Here is a 16,426-nt window from a genome sequence, read left to right as displayed (position 1 = left end):
GCCTCACCTCGACCCGAAGGAGGGCCCATGGCGGCGCAGACCGTCACCAGCACCGATCACGTACGGCGGGCGCGTTTCGCCATCGCCGCCGTCTTCTGCGTCCACGGCGCGGTCACCGGCAGCTTCGCCACCCGTATCCCCTGGATCCAGGAGCACGCGGGGGTCGGCGCGGGGCAGCTCGGACTCGCGCTCGCCTTCCCCGCCCTCGGCGCCTCCGTCGCCATGCCGCTCGCCGGGGCCGTCTCGCACCGCTTCGGCGCCCGCACCGCGCTGCGCGGGCTGCTCGCGCTGTGGACGCTCGCCCTGACCCTGCCCTCGCTCGCCCCGAACATCTGGGGGCTGTGCGGCGCGCTCTTCGTGTACGGCGCCACCGCGGGCATGTCCGACGTGTCGATGAACGCGCTCGGCGTGGAGACCGAGACCCTGCTCGGCAGGTCCATCATGTCGAGCCTGCACGGCATGTGGAGCGTGGGCGCCCTGCTCGGCTCCGCCGCCGGTACGGTCGCCGCCCATCTCGGCGCCGACGCCCGGATCCACCATCTGATCGTCGCCCTCGCGCTCACCGCCCTCGGTCTGGTCTTCTGCCAGGGCGTGCTCGACGTGCGCAGCGCCCCGGAGGCGGAGGCGCCGCCGCGCTTCTCGCTGCCGCCGAGGTCCGCGCTCGTCATCGGCGCCGTCGGCTTCTGCGCGGTGTTCGCGGAGGGCGCCAGCCTGGACTGGTCGGCGGTCTACCTCCGGGACGAGCTGGGCGGCTCCGCCGGGCTCGCCGCCGCCTCCACGACCGCCTTCGCGCTGACGATGGCCATCGCCCGGCTGGCCGGGGACCGGGTCGTGGACCGCTTCGGCGCGGTCCGTACCGTACGGGTCGGGGGCGCCGCCGCCACCTTCGGCGGGATCCTGGTCGTCACCGCACCGCACACCGCCGTCGCGATGGCCGGATTCGGTCTGATCGGGCTCGGGGTCGCGGTCGTCGTCCCGCTCGCCTTCGCCGCCGCGGGGCGCAGCGGACCGAACCCCAGCCAGGCCATCGCGGGTGTCGCCACCATCACGTACACCTCGGGTCTGATCGCCCCCTCGGCGATCGGCGGGATCGCCGACGCGACCTCCCTGGTCCTCTCCTTCTGCCTGGTCACCCTGCTTACGCTGGGACTTGTGCTGGGTGCCGGGATACTCGGTCCCGGCGGGCGGAGGAAGGCTTCCCCCGCGTCGGGGACCGACGGGAAGCCGGGTCCGGTCGGGTAGCGGACCCTCCGGGGAGCGCCTGCGCTTCCGCAGGCTCCGGTGGCGCATACCATATGGCTGATCTTTTGCGGTCATGACACGGCCGCCGGAACCGGAGAACGGGAGCGACCTCATGAACCTCGGCGTGCGCTGGACCCTGCACGGCGACGGGCGAACACCCGCTCCGGGCGCCGTCGTCCGCCCGGACGAGCGGCTCTCCTGGCCCCGGACGATCGGCCTCGGCGCCCAGCACGTGGTGGCCATGTTCGGAGCGTCGTTCGTGGCGCCGGTCCTCATGGGCCTCGACCCGAACCTGGCGATCATGATGTCGGGTGTCGCGACCGCGATCTTCCTGCTCGCCACGCGCGGCACCGTCCCGTCCTACCTGGGCTGCTCGCTCTCCTTCGTCGGCGTCGCCGCCGCGATCCGGGCCTCGGGCGGCACCAGCGCCACCGTGACCGGCGCGGTCCTCGTCGTCGGCGCGGTGCTGTTCCTGGCAGGTCTCGCGGTCCGCAAGTTCGGCGCGCGGATCATCCACGCGGCGATGCCCCCGGTGGTGACCGGCGCCGTCGTCATGCTGATCGGCTTCAACCTGGCCCCGGTCACCGCCTCCACGTACTGGCCGCAGGACCAGTGGACGGCGATCCTGGTGATGCTGTTCACCGGTCTCGCCGTGGTGTGTCTGCGCGGCTTCTGGTCGCGGATCGCGATCTTCCTCGGCCTGATCTTCGGCTATGGCCTCTCCTGGGTCTCCGACCTGGTCTTCGGCAAGATCCACTCGATCTCCCCCTCCGGTCAGGTCACCGACCACTGGCGGCTCGACCTCTCCGGGGTCTCCCAGGCCGACTGGATCGGCCTGCCCTCGTTCCACGGGCCGAGCTTCGAGTGGTCCGCGATCCTGGTCGCGCTGCCCGTCGTCATCGCCCTGATCGCCGAGAACGCCGGACACGTCAAGGCGGTCGGCGAGATGACCGGCAAGCCGCTGGACGACCAGCTCGGCACCGCCATCGCCGCCGACGGCGCCGCCTCGATGCTGTCGACGGCGGTGGGTGGTCCGCCGAACACCACGTACTCCGAGAACATCGGCGTCATGGCGGCCACCCGCGTCTACTCGACCGCCGCCTACTGGGCCGCCGCCGGCTTCGCCCTGCTGTTCGGCCTCTGCCCGAAGTTCGGCGCGGTCGTCGCCGCCATCCCGGGCGGTGTCCTCGGCGGCATCACCGTGATCCTCTACGGCATGATCGGCCTGCTCGGCGCCCAGATCTGGATCAACGCCAAGGTCGACCTGCGCAACCCGCTCAACCTGGTCCCCACCGCCGCGGGCATCATCATCGGCGTCGGCGGAGTGAAGCTGACCTTCACCGACACCTTCGAGCTGGGCGGCATCGCCCTCGGCACGATCGTCGTCATCACCGGCTACCACGTGCTGCGGGCCTTCGCCCCGGCCCACCTCAAGCAGCAGGAGCCGCTCCTCGACTCCGGCACCAGCTCCTACGAGGACTCCTCCGGCGAAGGGACCCCGGCGAAGGGCTGAGGATTCGCCCGTTCTGGGTAAGCCGGTGCCGGGGAGTTCCCTCCCGGCCCGGCTGCTGGGAGCCTGCCCCCATGTCCCAGACCCAGCAGAGCGGACCCGAGGAACGAGCCTGGCGGCCGCCCGGTCCGGTCCCGGCGGTCGCCTCGATCGTGGAGCGGATGCGGGCGTTGCGCTCCGCCTGGCACCCGTCCGACGGCGTCGCCGTCTTCAACCGGGTCTATCTGACCGTCACCGAGGAGATAGGGCGGGCCATCGAGTCGGGCGACTTCGCCGACCGGCGGGCCGCCGCCACCCTCGACGTGCGGTTCGCCGAGCGTTATCTCATGGCGGTCGACGCCGTCGCGCTCGGCGGCCCCGCGCCCGCCTGCTGGCGGCCGCTCTTCCATTTCCGGCGCCATCCGGGCGTACGCCCCCTCCAGTTCGCCCTGGCCGGGATCAACGCGCACATCGGGCACGATCTGGCCCTCGCGGTGGTCTGCGCCTGTCACGACCTGGAGTGCGAGCCCGCCGATCTGGAGGACGAGTACGACCGCGTCGGCGACCTCCTCGTCCTTCTGGAGGAGCGCATCCGGGAGGAGCTGATGCCGGGCCCCGACCTCCTGGAGATCGCGGACCCGCTCACCCATCTGCTGGGCTGCTGGAGCCTGGACCGGGCCAGGGACGGCGCCTGGCTCGCGGCCCGCTCGCTGTGGCAGCTGCGCGGGCTCCCCGCCCTCGCGGAGGAGTTCGCGGAGCGCCTCGACCGGTCGGTGGGGCTGGTGGGACGCATGCTGCTCACGCCGCTCGCCGGGCCCTGAGACGAGGGCCGGGGCCCTCCGAGGACCCGCCCCCGGCCGGCCGGGCTCAGTCCTCCGGCAGTTCGACCGGGGCGATCTCGTCGTAGACGTCGCCCGGTCCCGGGTTGGTCGGGTCGGTGGCGCCGCCGAAGTGGCTCATCACGCCCCAGACCGCGTTGAGCGCCGTCTGCACCGCGCCCTCGGCCCATCCCGCCGTCCAGGAGATGTCGTCGCCCGCGAGGAAGATGCCCCGCTTGTCCTCGGGCAGCCGGTCCTGCATGAAGTGGGTGAACAGGCGGCGCTGGTAGCGGTAGTGCCCCGGCAGGTTCGCCTTGAACGCGCCCATGAAGTAGGGCTCGTTCTCCCAGGAGACGGTGACCGGGTTGCCGATGACGTGCTTGCGGATGTCGACGTCCGGGTAGATCTCGCCGAGCGAGTTCAGCATGACCTCCATCCGCTCCCCCGCCGAGAGCGGCAGCCACTTCAGGCTGTCGTCGCACCAGGTGTACGAGAGGCAGATCACGGCCGGCTTGTCCGGTCCGTCGTCCAGGAGATAGGTGCCCCGGGTCATCCGGTCGGTCAGGGTCATCGACATGACGTCCCGGCCGGTGCGCTCGTCCTTGTCCCGCCAGAACGGCCGGTCGACGGGGACGAAGAGCTTCGAGGACTCCATGTAGTGGGTGCGCTCGATCGCCGTCCAGTGGTCGATCGGGAAGAGCGAGTCATCGCAGGCGATCTTGGAGAGCAGCATCCAGGACTGGGCGGTGAAGACGGCCGCCGGGTAGGTGCGGATGTCGCCGGAGGCGTCGGTGACGGTGATCCTGTTCCCGGCGGTGCGGTTCAGGCGGGTCACGGCGGGCCTCGGGCCGCCCTCGTGGAGGGAGGCGAGCGAGGTGCCCCGCGGCCAGTGGACGAGCTTCTCCGGCTCCCGCTCCCACAGGCGCAGCGGCAGCTGCTGGGAGCCGCCGACGATGCCCCGGTGGTGGTCGTCGGCCTCGGTGTAGACGACGCGGAGGATCTCCAGGATGGAGTTGGGGAAGTCGGTGTCCCAGCCGCCGGTGCCGAAGCCGACCTGTCCGAAGATCTCGCGGTGCCGGAAGGACGCGAAGGCCTCGGACGCGCAGAGGAATCCGTAGAAGGTCTGGTTGTCGAGCTGTTCGACGAGCCGCGCCCAGATCTCGCGGATGCGCGGGACGTCGCGCTCGCGCAGGGCCCGGTTCATGGCGGAGAAGTCGGCGCCCTCCTCCAGGCAGGCGTTCCAGGCGTTCATCACATCGCGGTAGACCTGCGGCAGGTCGTCGACGGTGGTGGCGTAGTGGGACTCGCCCTTGAGGTCGACGACGGTCGACGGGGTCGCCTCGGCGAGCGGGTTCGGGAACGGCGTGGTCTCCAGCCCGACCAGGTCGATGTAGTGCTGGAGGGCGGTGGAGGAGGGCGGGAAGCGCATCGCGCCCATCTCTGCGGTGAGCCCCTCGGTGGCGGTGCCCTCGAAGCCGACGGTCCGCAGCCGGCCGCCGATGCGGTCGGCCTCGTAGACGACGGGCTTGAGGCCCATCTTCATCAGTTCGTAGGCGGCGATGACGCCGGAGAGCCCGCCGCCGACGACCGCGACCTCGGTGCCGTGCTCGGTGGCCGGTATCTGGCCGAGTCCCGCCGGGTGGGCCAGGAAGTCGTCGTAGGCGTACGGGAAGTCCGGACCGAACATGGTGATCGGCGGCTGGCCGTCGTCGTGCGGGACGGCGGTCGTGGGCACCGTGGACGTCATGGGGTACGGACTCCTTGCGCGGAGAAGAACGGGAAACGTGTCGGGGAGGGCGCGGGGGGGCTCAGGTCAGGGAGCCGTAGAGCCCGGGGCGCCGGTCGGCGAGGTAGGGATTGGCCGCGCGGGAGGCCGCCAGGAATCCCGCGTCGACGTCGCCGACGACCAGGTCCTCGCCGCGTCCGGCGCGGGCGCGGGCGGTGCCGTCGGGGGCGGCGAGGGTGGAGAGGCCGACGAACTCGAAGTCGCCTTCGGGGCCGGTCCTGTTGGCGTACGCGATGTAGAGCTGGCTCTCGAAGGCGCGGACGGGGACGACGGACTCGGCGACGATCTCGGCGGGGTGCATGAGCGCGGTCGGCACCAGGAGGAGATCGGTCCCGGCCAGGGCGTGGGCCCGGACGTTCTCCGGGAACTCGACGTCGTAACAGATCATCAGACCGACGGTGAGCCCGCCGAGCCGGGTCTGGACGACGCTCTCCTCGCCGGGCGTGAACCACCGGTGCTCGAAGTCGCCGTAGAGATGGGTCTTGCGGTAGCGGGCGAGCGTCTCGCCGTCGGCGTCGACGAGCTGCGCGGAGTTGTGGAGGACGCCGTGGTGGTCGGTGGACCGCTCCGGGTAGCCGTAGGCCACGGCGAGACCGTGGCGGACGGCGACGGCGGCGACGGCGCGGGCGGCGGGGCCGTCGGCGGGCTCGGCGAGGCGGGCCAGGTCGGCGCCGATGGCGTAGCCGGTGAGGAAGAGTTCGGGGGCGAGCAGGACGTCCGCTCCGGCGGCCGACGCGCGGGCGGCGGCCTCGTCGAGGAGCTTGAGATTGGCGGCCACGTCACCGGGCTCGCCGGAGCTCTGGAGCAGGGCGGTGCGCAACGCGGACATGAGGCGTCCTCGGGGCTCGGGAGGCGGAGGGGAGACGTCGGAAACGCTACGGTTCCGGGCGAGGCCGGGACAAGGCGGCAGCGTTGCGGACCGACCGTCGAACCGTTGCGCGATCGGCGGTCAGGGCGGCGATTCGTTGCGTACGGCTCCGCGGAGGGGCCGATCGGTGTCGTCTCGGGGGCCGTACGGCACTGTCCGGGGCGTGCGGGTTCCCCCCTCCGGGGCGGCCCTGTCCGGGGCCGGTGCGTCTCCCCTGCGGATCGGCACTTTCCGGGCCTACGGGGTTTCCCCTCGGCTCCCGGCCCGGGACTTGCGCGTTTCCCCTCGGCTCCCCTCGGACTCCCCTCGGACTCCCCCTCGCGTCCTACGCGGGCGAGCCCGAGGAGAAGCGGCGGAGCAGGGGCGAGAGCACCAGGACCGACTTGGTGCGCTCCACGAAGGGCTCGCCCGCGATCCGTTCCAGGACCCGCTCGAAGTGGCGCATGTCGGAGGCGAAGACCTGGACGACGGCGTCCGCGTCCCCGGTGACGGTCGACGCGGCGGCCACCTCGGGATAGCGTTCCAGGCCGCGCCGGATGACCTCGGGCGAGGTGTTGTGACGGCAGTAGATCTCGACGAAGCCCTCGGTCTCCCAGCCGAGCGCCGCCGGATCCACCCGTACGGTGAAGCCGGTGATGGCGCCCTCGGCCCTGAGCCGGTCGACGCGCCGTTTCACGGCGGGTGCGGAGAGCCCGACGAGCGAGCCGATGTCGGCGTAGCTGCGGCGGGCGTCCTCCGCGAGGGCGTGGACGATGCGTTCGTCGAGGTCGTTGAGTCGCACTGCGGGTGGATCACATCTCTGCTGGTGCTGTCGGCGCCGGGGCGGCCGTTCGGGGAGCGGCGCATGCCGTACAGGAAGTAGAACACGAGCCCGACGGTGGCCACGGCGGTGCGCGGGCATGACGTGGCGGGCCCCGGGGAAGGGGATGCTTCGCGCCCCGCCGACCCCATGGACTCATCGGGGTGTGAACCGGCGCACGCGCGCGTGGGGACTCCGTATGGCCCGTGGTCGACGCTTCGGGCCCCGACCTCCTGTGATCGGAGGGCCCGTGGACTGGCTCGACCCGGTGCGTTTCCTGCGCGGCACGGCGTGGCTCGACGGCGACCGGCCGGTGCGGGCCGACCCCGCGGATCTGGCGCGGCTGCCGTGGGACATCGCCGAGCGGGCCGCCCTGCCCATCGGGGTGCGGATCGAGTTCGCCGCCGGGCCCGGCACGCGCGCGGTGCAGCTGCGCTACCGGGCCGCCGTCCCCGAGCGGACCGATCCGCTGGCGGGGCTACGGCACTGCTTCGCCCTCTGGCACGGCACCCGGTTCGTCGGCGAGACCTGTGCCGCGCCCGTGGCCGAGAGCACCGTCACGCTGCCGCTGCCGCCGGGCGGCGGTGTCTTCACCGTGCACCTTCCGGAGGGGCAGGCGCCCGTCCCGCTCGCCCTGCGGGCCCTCGGCGGGGAGCTGTCCGCCGCCCCGGACCGGCCGCGCTGGCTGGTCCACGGCGATTCGATCACGGAGGGCTGGTGGTCGACCCGCCCGGCCCTCTCCTGGCCCGCCACGGTCGGCCGGAACCTCGGCCTGGACACGGTCAACCTCGGCTTCGCGGGCGGGGCGCGGGGTGAACTGGCACTCGCCGAGCAGCTGGCCCGGCTCCCCGGCGAGCTGATCACCCTGGCGTTCGGCACCAACTGCTGGTCCCGGGTGCCCGCGACGGCCGACTGGCTGTACGCCACCGTCCGCGCCTTCGTCGGTCTGGTCCGCCGGGGGCATCCGGACACCCCGCTCCTGGTCGTCTCGCCGGTCCTGCGCCCGGCGGCCGAGCGGCGCCGCAACGCCCTGGGCGCGACCCTGGCGGAGCTGCGCGGGGCGATGGAGCGGGCGGGCCGGGACCTGGCCGCCGAGGGGGACGGGCACCTCCTGGTCCTGCCCGGCGGGCCGCTGCTCGCCCCGGAGCACCTGGCGGACGGGCTGCATCCGGACGACCGGGGGCACGCGAGGATCGCGGCGGCGGTGACGGAGGCGCTGCGTCCGCACGTGCCGTCACCGGGCGGGCGCTGACCGACGGCGCCCCGGGGGCCGTACGCACTGCGCCCCGGGGCCGTACGCACTCCCCGGGAACGGACGCGGGCCCCCGGGGGATTCGCTCCCGGGGGCCCGCGCCGTACTCGGCCTGGGTCGTCTCTTTCGGATCGTGCCGGTCAGGCCGCAGGCCAGGCAAGATCTCGAAAGAGACGGCCTAGCTCCAGCTGGCGTGCAGCGGCTTGCCCTCCGCGTATCCGGCGGCGGACTGGATGCCGACCACGGCCCGCTCCTCGAACTCGGCGAGCGAGCCCGCACCGGCGTAGGTGCAGGAGGAGCGGACGCCCGCGATGATCGAGTCGATCAGGTCCTCGACGCCCGGACGGGCCGGGTCGAGGAACATGCGCGAGGTGGAGATACCCTCCTCGAACAGCGCCTTGCGGGCGCGGTCGTAGGAGGACTCCTCGGAGGTGCGGTTGCGGACGGCGCGGGCCGAGGCCATGCCGAAGGACTCCTTGTAGGCACGGCCCTGGGCGTCGTGCTGGAGGTCGCCCGGGGACTCGTACGTACCGGCGAACCAGGAGCCGATCATCACATTGGAGGCACCGGCGGCGAGGGCCATGGCCACGTCGCGCGGGTGGCGGACGCCGCCGTCGGCCCAGACGTGCTTGCCGTACTTGCGCGCCTCGGTGGCGCACTCCAGGACGGCCGAGAACTGCGGGCGGCCGACGCCGGTCATCATCCGGGTGGTGCACATGGCGCCGGGGCCCACGCCGACCTTGATGATGTCGGCGCCCGCCTCGATGAGGTCCCTGACGCCTTCGGCGGCGACGATGTTGCCCGCGACGATCGGGACATGGGGGTCGAGCCCCCGGACGGTCCGTATCGCGCTGATCATCGACTCCTGGTGGCCGTGCGCGGTGTCGATGACGAGGGTGTCCACGCCCGCGTCGAGCAGCTGCTTGGCCTTGCCCGCCACGTCGCCGTTGATGCCGACGGCGGCGGCGATCCGCAGCCCGCCCTCCGCGTCGACGGCGGGGCTGTAGAGGGTCGCGCGCAGGGCGCCCTTGCGGGTGAGGACGCCGACGAGTCCGCCGTCGGTGTCGACGGCGGGCGCGTAGCGGCGGTTGGCGGCGTCGAGGATGTTGAACGCCTCGCGCGGGTCGATGTCCGCGTCCAGGATCAGCAGGTCCTTGGACATGACCTCGGACAGCTGGGTGAAGCGGTCCACGCCGGAGAGGTCGGCGTCGGTGACGACGCCGACCGGGCGCCGGTCCCCGTCGACGACGACCCCGGCTCCGTGGGCCCGCTTGGGCAGCAGGGAGAGGGCGTCGGCGACGGTCTGGTGGGGCTCCAGGACGATCGGGGTGTCGAGCACGTGGTGGCGGCTCTTGACCCAGGAGACGACGTCGGTGACGACCTCGATCGGAATGTCCTGCGGGATGACGACCAGTCCGCCGCGCCGGGCGACGGTCTCGGCCATCCGGCGGCCGGCGATGGCGGTCATGTTGGCCACGACCAGCGGGATGGTGGTCCCGCTGCCGTCCGGCGAGGAGAGGTCCACCGCCTGGCGGGAACCGACGGCCGAGCGGCTCGGCACCATGAACACATCGTCGTACGTCAGGTCGTAGGGCGGCTTGACGTCATTCAGGAAACGCACGTGCTGACATCCCAGTCGTTCGGATCGGCCCCTAGGCATTTCAGCCAGGGGAAAAAGCACGTAGTTCATTGTCCCACGTATGTACGAATACCAGCCCAGGGGCAATCATCCGAGCCTCACGACAGGCGCTTCAGAGGATCCTCCGAAGACTCCCCCAGGGAGAGGAGGACGGCGAGACGGGTGGGGTTCTCGTCGACCGCCGTGGCGAAGACCTCCTGGGCGGTCTCCCACTCGCCCGGACGGCTCCTGGCGTACGCGTGCCAGCCGGTCACGATCAGCAGGACCGGCTTCGGCAGATCGCCCAGGCTCTCGGCGAGGGCGTCCCAGTTGCGCCCGAACCAGGAGGGCAGGGCGAGGACCGCGACGCAGCGGTCCATGAAGGCGTCCTTGTCGGCGACGCCGGTCAGATCGAGGACGAGGTCGCGGTCAGCGGCCATTGCCGACCACCTCCCGGAAGGTCTTGTAGTGGTCGTCGGTCCAGAAGATCTCGCCGCTCTGCCCGGTGACGATCCGGCGTGCGCCCCGGTCGCGCGAGCCGGGGGTCTTCACCGTGTACTCGTGGTAATAGCCGCGCGGCTTGCGCGGCAGGACCTTCTCGAAGTTCGAGAAGACCGTGCCGTCCTTGGCGTACGGGTAGGGCCCGTCGGTCGCGATGAGGGCGAGGGTCTTGCGCGCCTCGGGCGGCAGGTCGGCGAGGCGGACCGCGTCGAGACCGGTGGTGCCGGTGGGCGCCGCGGCGGGTGCGGAGGTGCGGGTGGGGGCGGTGGCGGGCGCCGGGGAGCCGTGCGGCGCGGTGGTGGCCGCCGCCTTCGAAGGGGTGCGGGACGGGGTGTCCGCGCCGCCCGTGGCGGCGGAGCAGGCCGCCAGGAAGACACAGAGGACGAGCGCGAGGATCACGCGGAAGGGCCGGAGCAACATGTTCCGAACATATCGTCACAGAACTGCTCCGGCCCTCCGGGGCCGTCATGTCACCGTCACACCTCGGCGGGGCGGGACCCGGCCGGGGTCCCCGCACTCCGCCGCCACCGCCTCGCGCGGGGCGGGACGGTGACGGGGGGTCAGTCGCAGTCCGGGTCCGACCGGTCGAGCGCGGGGTGGACCCCCGGCCTCGACTCGGTGAGGAGGTAGTCCGCAGCGGCGCGGTCGGTCACCAGGCTGGTGACGAGCCCGGAGCGCAGGACCGCCCCGATCGCCGCCGCCTTGCGCTGGCCGCCCGCGATGGCGACGACCTCGGGGATGCGGCGCAGCCGTTCCGCCTCGACGGTGATGCAGCGCTCGCCCAGGTCACGGCCGACCCGGCGTCCCTCGGAGTCGAAGAGGTGCGCGGACATCTCGGCGGCGACGCCCAGCGAGGCGTAGTGGGCGCGCTCCTCGTCCGTGAGCATGTCGTGGACGGTGGAGATGCCCGGCTCCCAGGAGCCGATGGAGACGCAGGCGACGGTCACCTTGTCGAAGTGGTCGAAGGCGCGCGCGATGCCGGTCTGGCTGCGCAGCGCCGCCGCCGTCGCCGGGTCCGGGAGCAGCATGGGCGCGTAGATGGGGTGGGCCTCGCCGCCGGAGACCTGGGCGGCGCGGCGCACCGCCTCGACCGAGCCGCGCTCGGCGGTGCCCGCGTCGTACACCCCGGTGAGCTGGACCACCGTGCACGGGGGCAGCCGGTCGAGGGCCGCCGCCATGTGGATGGTGGAGCGGCCCCAGGCCAGGCCCAGGACGTCGCCCTCGGTGACCAGCTCGCCGAGCAGGTCGGCCGCCACCTCGCCCAGGTTCTCCGGGTCGGGCGACTCGTCCTCGCCTTCGGCCGGGGATTCGACGACCACCGCGTGCCGGAGCCCGTAGCGGGCACGGAGCGCGTCGGAACGCTCGGCGTCCAACTCGGCCGGCACCCGGATCTCGATGCGTACGAGATCGCGCTCCAGGGCCGTCTCCAGGACCCGGGCCACCTTGAAGCGGCTCACGCCGAACTCCTCGGCGATCTGGATCTTGGACTTGCCCTCCAGGTAGAAACGGCGGGCCATGGCCGCCGCCTGCACCAGCTCCGCGGGGCCCATCCGCAGGGCTGACCGTCCCGCCGACATACCCGCCACCGCGATCTCCTCACTGCTGCTGTTCACGTACCGCTGTTCACATAGCGATGCTCACGTACCGATGTGATTCACACTCTGGACTCGCCGTCCATCCTGTCAGATCCGGCGGGCCTTGATCAGTCCTGTCGGCGGCCCGACGGACCGCGTTCATCCCCTGGAGGCTCAGTGGCCACACGCCCACGCGGCCGAGGCGGTCGCGGTCCGGGCGCGGTCCCGCAGCGAGGCGACGGCGGCGGCCGGGTCGGCCGCGCCGTAGACGGCGGAGCCCGCGACGAAGACGTCGGCGCCCGCCTCGGCGCATCGCTCGATCGTGGACTCGGAGACCCCGCCGTCGACCTGGAGCCAGAGTTCCAGACCGTGCTTGGAGATCAGCTCACGGGTGCGACGGATCTTGGGCAGCATGACGTCGAGGAAGGCCTGGCCGCCGAAGCCGGGCTCGACGGTCATGATCAGCAGCATGTCGAGTTCGGGGAGCAGGTCCTCGAAGGGCTCGATGGGCGTGGCCGGCTTGAGGGCCATCGAGGCCCTCGCCCCCTTGGCCCTGATCTCCCGGGCCAGCCGGATGGGCGCGGCCGCCGCCTCGACGTGGAAGGTCACCGAACCGGCGCCCGCCTCGACGTACCGGGGCGCCCAGCGGTCGGGGTCCTCGATCATCAGATGGCAGTCGAGAGGGGTGTCGGTCGCGCGGGCGAGGGACTCCACGATCGGCACGCCCAGCGTCAGATTGGGCACGAAGTGGTTGTCCATCACGTCGACGTGCAGCCAGTCGGCACCGTCGACGGCCTTCGCCTCTTCGGCGAGCCGAGCGAAGTCCGCGGACAGGATGCTGGGGTTGATCTGCGCCATGTGCCAAGCCTCCCACGTTCTTGGGTACTTCTTTGCCGCTGACCGGTTTCGAAACCGGTCCAGACCAATTTCAGTACGAACCGACGAGACCGCGACCCGCACAGACCGGGAGATAACAGACCGGGAGGCGACGGGCGGTCGGCTCGGAGCCCCGGTGGGGCGGCGAGACGTGATCCACCGCCCCGCCGCACCTCACTCCCTCGTCACGCGGTCCGGCGGATCAGCGCCAGATACATCGCGTCCGTGCCGTGCAGATGCGGCCAGAGCTGGACGTCGGGACCGTCGCCGAGCGCCGGGACGCCGGGCAGCAGCGGGCGGGCGTCGATCAGCTCGGCGCCACCGGTCCTCTTCAGCACGTCGTCCACCACGACCCGGGTCTCCGCCAGATGCGGCGAGCAGGTCGCGTATCCGACGACACCGCCGACCCGCACCGCGCTCAGCGCCTCCGTCAGCAGGGCGCGCTGGAGCGGGGCGAAACCGTCCAGGTCCTCGGGGCGGCGGCGCCAGCGGGCCTCGGGACGGCGGCGCAGGGCGCCGAGCCCGGAGCACGGCACGTCCATCAGGACCCGGTCGAAGGAGCCGGGGCGCCACGGCGGACGGGTGCCGTCGGCGGTGATGACCTGGTACGGGCCCGGGTTCCCGGCCAGCGCGCGCTCCACCAGACGGGCCCGGTGCGGCTGCTTCTCCGAGGCGAGGAGGGCCGCGCCCCGCTCGGCGGCGAGGGCGGCGAGCAGCGCCGCCTTGCCGCCGGGGCCCGCGCAGCCGTCGAGCCAGCGGCCGTCGGCGCCGTCGAGCGGCGCGTTGGCCAGGGCGAGGGCGACGAGCTGACTGCCCTCGTCCTGGACGCCCGCGCGGCCTTCCTTGACCGCCTCGATGGCGCCGGGCTCGCCGCCCTCCGCCATCCGGACGGCGTACGGCGACCAGCGGCCCGGCAGGGTCTCGGTGGCCTCGGCCAGCTCCTCGGTGGTGGAGCGGCCCGGCCGGGCGACGAGGGTGACCTCGGGGCGCTCGTTGTCCGCCTCCAGGAGGTCCTCGATGCCCGCGCGGCCACCGCCGAGGGAGTCCCAGAGCGCCGAGACGACCCAGCGGGGGTGCGAGTGGACGACGGCCAGGTGGTCCTCGGGGTCCGCGTCGTACGGCGGGGCGACCTGCGCCACCCAGGCGTCGAGGTCCTGCTGCGAGATCTTCCGCAGGACGGCGTTCACGAACTTGGCCCGCCCGTCGCCGAGCACCACCCGGGCCAGCTCCACGCTGGCGGAGACGGCGGCGTGGGTGGGGATGCGGGTGCCGAGGAGCTGGTGCGCGCCGAGCGCGAGCACGTCGAGCACGGGCGGGTCGACCTCGCGCAGCGGCCGGTCGATGCAGGCGGCGATGATCGCGTCGTACGTGCCCTGGCGGCGCAGCGTCCCGTAGACCAGCTCGGTCGCGAGGGCCGCGTCCCGGCCGTCGAACTCCCCGCCTTCACGGGCCTTCCGCAGCAGCGGCGGCAGCACCAGGTTCGCGTAGGCGTCCCGCTCGTCCACCGCCCTCAGCGCCTCGAAGGCGAGCATCCGGACGGGGTCCTTCTTGGGCCGCCGGTAGGGCTTGGGGGGACGGCGACGTGCCTGCTCGCTCAAAGGTGCTCCGGGTGAAGAAATGAAGAGGCCGAACGCCCCAAGCCTACGTCCGCGCGGAGGCGGGCGGGGTGGGGGGCCGGGGAGGAGTGGGGGCGGGCGGGGCGCGAGTGGGGCGGGGGCCTCGGCGGCTGGGGCCGAGGGGCTGGGGGTGGCCGCCCCGTCACCGTTCCCGGTCCGCCCCGGCACCTCTCCCGATCCGCCCCGGCACCACACCACACCGCACCGCACCTCACCGCACCTCCCGACGGAACTACTCCCCCAGCCGCTCCCCCGCCGCGATCCGGACGCCCCGGGCCCAGTCCGCGGCCTTCATCGGCTTCTTGCCCTGGGGCTGGACCCAGAGGAGTTCGACGGCGTACGAGCCGGTGCCCGCGTACACGTTGTTCTTGGCCACCGACAGCTCGCCCGGGGCCAGGTCGGTGCGGTCGGGCAGCGGGGCGACCTGGACCAGCTTCAGGCGCTCGCCGCGGAAGAGCGTCCAGGCGCCGGGGGCCGGGGTGCAGCCGCGGACGACCCGGTCCACCCGGAGGGCGGGGGCGGCGAAGTCGACCCTGGCGTCCTCCACCTGGATCTTCGGGGCGAGGGTGATGCCCTCGGCGGGCTGCGGCACGGCCTTCAGGGAACCGTCCTCGATGCCGTCCATGGTCGCCGAGAGCAGCCCCGCGCCCGCGAAGGCGAGCCGGGTGAGGAGATCGCCGCTGGTGTCCGTCGGCCGGACGTCCTCGGTGACCACGCCGAAGACCGGACCCGAGTCGAGGCCCTCCTCGATCAGGAAGGTGGAGGCGCCCGTCACCTCGTCGCCCGCCATCAGGGAGTGCTGCACCGGCGCGGCCCCGCGCCAGGCGGGCAGCAGCGAGAAGTGCAGATTGACCCAGCCGTGGACCGGGATGTCGAGGGCGACCTTCGGCAGCAGCGCGCCGTAGGCGACGACCGGGCAGCAGTCCGGCGCGATCTCCCGCAGCCGGGCGAGGAAGTCCTCGTCCCGGGGCTTCGCGGGGCGCAGGATCTCGATCCCCGCCTCCTCCGCCCGCTGCGCCACCGGACTGGCGACGAGCCGCCGGCCGCGCCCCGCGGGGGCGTCCGGCCGGGTGACCACGGCGGCGACCTCGTGCCGGCCGGAGGCGAGCAGGGCGTCCAGGGCGGGTACGGCGACCTCGGGGGTGCCTGCGAAGACGAGCTTCATGGGTGGCGACTGCCTGTCTGTCCGAAGAGCTGTGCGGGAAGCGCACCAGTCTAGATCCGTTCCGGCGATCGGGCCCGGCCAGGGAGCGGGGCCCCCGGAGCCTCTGCCCGGACAGCGCCGAGGGAGGGGGCGTACGGGTGGACGAGCGCCCCGCGCATATGCGGATACGCCCCCGCACCGTGACCCAACTCCCGGTGGCGCGTTGGTCAAGAGAGATTGACCGAATCGGGTCGCCGAACCCCCCTGCGACCCTTCCCCATTCCATACGCCGGTTCGAGAGGCTTTCACATGGCCGACCACGCAACCCACGACGCCCAGGCTCGGGCGAGCCTGCACCTGTTGGTGCGGGACATCGAGCGGGTCCGGCGACAGGTGGACGCACTGCGCACGCTCACGGCCCAGCTGGGCAATGTCTACCGTCCTCGCCGCTCCGGCCCCTCGACGGGCTTCGTCGTCTACGGGCGCGCGCCCGCCCCGACCGTACGTCTCGCCCAGGAGCTGCGGGACAGTGTCGAGACCCTGGTGACCGCAGCGGTCGACTTCGACCGTTCGCTCGGATTCTCCTGGGACGCCGTGGGCTCCGCGCTCGGCGTCACCAAGCAGGCCGTCCACCGCCGCTACGGCTCCCGGCGCGCGCCCCAGCCGGGCGTGCCCGTCGAGCAGGAGCAGCCCGCCGTGGAGCCGGGAGCACCCCGCCCGGTGCCGTCGGTGCCCGCCGCCCGTTCGATGCCCCCGCAGCCCACCTCGGGAAGCTCCGCCCTGCGCGAGGAGCCCCGCCCGACGGCCTTCCCCGGCCCGCGCGGCGGCTGACCCGCCGCCCGG

At 73.0% G+C, this 16,426-nt stretch carries 15 protein-coding genes; 5 read left to right on the top strand and 10 right to left on the bottom strand.

The features are described from left to right. The first annotated feature begins 27 nt into the window (after window positions 1–27). The 3 genes from BU197_RS24345 (at window position 28) to BU197_RS24335 (ending at window position 3,552) form a co-directional block, all read left to right on the top strand. A complete protein-coding gene (locus BU197_RS24345; RefSeq protein ID WP_188270451.1) occupies window positions 28–1,242 on the top strand; it encodes an MFS transporter in 1,215 nt (404 codons plus the stop codon). Window positions 1,243–1,354: 112 nt separating this feature from the next. Beyond that, window positions 1,355–2,755, top strand: a complete 1,401-nt coding sequence (locus BU197_RS24340) for a uracil-xanthine permease family protein (RefSeq protein WP_188270489.1) — start codon at window positions 1,355–1,357, stop codon at window positions 2,753–2,755. A 71-nt stretch (window positions 2,756–2,826) separates the two neighbouring features. Continuing rightward, the gene (locus tag BU197_RS24335) at window positions 2,827–3,552 is read left to right on the top strand and encodes a DUF5995 family protein (protein WP_223183684.1); all 726 of its coding nucleotides are present in this window, start codon (window positions 2,827–2,829) and stop codon (window positions 3,550–3,552) included. A gap of 46 nt (window positions 3,553–3,598) precedes the next feature. Here the strand turns inward: BU197_RS24335 and BU197_RS24330 are convergent, their stop codons facing one another. The 3 genes from BU197_RS24330 to BU197_RS24320 all read right to left on the bottom strand — a co-directional run bounded on the left by BU197_RS24330 (window position 3,599) and on the right by BU197_RS24320 (window position 6,984). After that, entirely contained in the window at window positions 3,599–5,296 is a 1,698-nt protein-coding gene (locus BU197_RS24330; protein WP_188270450.1) for a flavin monoamine oxidase family protein, read from the bottom strand. Window positions 5,297–5,357: 61 nt separating this feature from the next. Continuing rightward, the gene (locus BU197_RS24325) at window positions 5,358–6,164 is read right to left on the bottom strand and encodes a carbon-nitrogen hydrolase family protein (protein WP_188270449.1); all 807 of its coding nucleotides are present in this window, start codon (window positions 6,162–6,164) and stop codon (window positions 5,358–5,360) included. A 364-nt stretch (window positions 6,165–6,528) separates the two neighbouring features. Next, complete coding sequence (locus BU197_RS24320) at window positions 6,529–6,984, bottom strand: Lrp/AsnC family transcriptional regulator (RefSeq protein ID WP_188270448.1); 456 nt, start codon at window positions 6,982–6,984, stop codon at window positions 6,529–6,531. 268 nt (window positions 6,985–7,252) lie between these two features. Between BU197_RS24320 and BU197_RS24315 the strand changes: the two genes are divergently transcribed. Beyond that, complete coding sequence (locus BU197_RS24315) at window positions 7,253–8,254, top strand: GDSL-type esterase/lipase family protein (protein WP_188270447.1); 1,002 nt, start codon at window positions 7,253–7,255, stop codon at window positions 8,252–8,254. A gap of 178 nt (window positions 8,255–8,432) precedes the next feature. Here BU197_RS24315 and BU197_RS24310 read toward each other — a convergent pair whose 3' ends face one another. From BU197_RS24310 to fmt, 7 genes are all read right to left on the bottom strand, one after another. Beyond that, window positions 8,433–9,875: a GuaB1 family IMP dehydrogenase-related protein gene (locus tag BU197_RS24310; RefSeq protein ID WP_188270446.1), complete on the bottom strand. Its 1,443-nt coding sequence runs from the start codon at window positions 9,873–9,875 to the stop codon at window positions 8,433–8,435. Between the two features lie 116 nt (window positions 9,876–9,991). Continuing rightward, window positions 9,992–10,312 (bottom strand): barstar family protein, encoded by a 321-nt coding sequence (locus BU197_RS24305; RefSeq protein ID WP_188270445.1) that lies wholly within the window; start codon window positions 10,310–10,312, stop codon window positions 9,992–9,994. Then, entirely contained in the window at window positions 10,302–10,793 is a 492-nt protein-coding gene (locus BU197_RS24300; protein WP_188270444.1) for a ribonuclease domain-containing protein, read from the bottom strand. Before BU197_RS24300 ends, BU197_RS24305 begins: the two co-directional genes overlap by 11 nt. 140 nt (window positions 10,794–10,933) lie before the next feature. Next, complete coding sequence (locus BU197_RS24295) at window positions 10,934–11,950, bottom strand: sugar-binding transcriptional regulator (protein WP_188270487.1); 1,017 nt, start codon at window positions 11,948–11,950, stop codon at window positions 10,934–10,936. Window positions 11,951–12,121: 171 nt separating this feature from the next. After that, window positions 12,122–12,805, bottom strand: a complete 684-nt coding sequence (gene rpe, locus BU197_RS24290) for a ribulose-phosphate 3-epimerase (RefSeq protein WP_188270443.1) — start codon at window positions 12,803–12,805, stop codon at window positions 12,122–12,124. 203 nt (window positions 12,806–13,008) lie between these two features. Continuing rightward, window positions 13,009–14,421, bottom strand: coding sequence for an RsmB/NOP family class I SAM-dependent RNA methyltransferase (locus BU197_RS24285; RefSeq protein WP_188270442.1), 1,413 nt, complete (start codon window positions 14,419–14,421; stop codon window positions 13,009–13,011). A 250-nt stretch (window positions 14,422–14,671) separates the two neighbouring features. Then, window positions 14,672–15,604, bottom strand: a complete 933-nt coding sequence (gene fmt / locus BU197_RS24280; protein ID WP_188270441.1) for a methionyl-tRNA formyltransferase — start codon at window positions 15,602–15,604, stop codon at window positions 14,672–14,674. Between the two features lie 288 nt (window positions 15,605–15,892). Between fmt and BU197_RS24275 the strand changes: the two genes are divergently transcribed. Then, on the top strand, window positions 15,893–16,414 hold the full coding sequence (locus BU197_RS24275; RefSeq protein ID WP_188270440.1) for a hypothetical protein: 522 nt from the start codon (window positions 15,893–15,895) through the stop codon (window positions 16,412–16,414). Window positions 16,415–16,426 lie beyond the last annotated feature (12 nt).

The sequence above is a fragment of the Streptomyces sp. CBMA291 genome, from assembly GCF_014596525.1.
GTDB lineage: Bacteria > Actinomycetota > Actinomycetes > Streptomycetales > Streptomycetaceae > Streptomyces.
This window is presented reverse-complemented; position numbering and strand designations above follow the sequence as displayed.

Coding starts and splice junctions, on each gene's coding strand:
- BU197_RS24340 (WP_188270489.1), top strand. CDS start 1,355: ATGAACCTCGGCGTGCGCTGGACCCTGCACGGCGACGGGCGAACACCC.
- BU197_RS24325 (WP_188270449.1), bottom strand. CDS start 6,164: ATGTCCGCGTTGCGCACCGCCCTGCTCCAGAGCTCCGGCGAGCCCGGT.
- BU197_RS24335 (WP_223183684.1), top strand. CDS start 2,827: ATGTCCCAGACCCAGCAGAGCGGACCCGAGGAACGAGCCTGGCGGCCG.
- BU197_RS24300 (WP_188270444.1), bottom strand. CDS start 10,793: ATGTTGCTCCGGCCCTTCCGCGTGATCCTCGCGCTCGTCCTCTGTGTC.
- BU197_RS24275 (WP_188270440.1), top strand. CDS start 15,893: ATGGCCGACCACGCAACCCACGACGCCCAGGCTCGGGCGAGCCTGCAC.
- rpe (WP_188270443.1), bottom strand. CDS start 12,805: ATGGCGCAGATCAACCCCAGCATCCTGTCCGCGGACTTCGCTCGGCTC.
- BU197_RS24330 (WP_188270450.1), bottom strand. CDS start 5,296: ATGACGTCCACGGTGCCCACGACCGCCGTCCCGCACGACGACGGCCAG.
- BU197_RS24345 (WP_188270451.1), top strand. CDS start 28: ATGGCGGCGCAGACCGTCACCAGCACCGATCACGTACGGCGGGCGCGT.
- BU197_RS24295 (WP_188270487.1), bottom strand. CDS start 11,950: ATGTCGGCGGGACGGTCAGCCCTGCGGATGGGCCCCGCGGAGCTGGTG.
- BU197_RS24305 (WP_188270445.1), bottom strand. CDS start 10,312: ATGGCCGCTGACCGCGACCTCGTCCTCGATCTGACCGGCGTCGCCGAC.
- fmt (WP_188270441.1), bottom strand. CDS start 15,604: ATGAAGCTCGTCTTCGCAGGCACCCCCGAGGTCGCCGTACCCGCCCTG.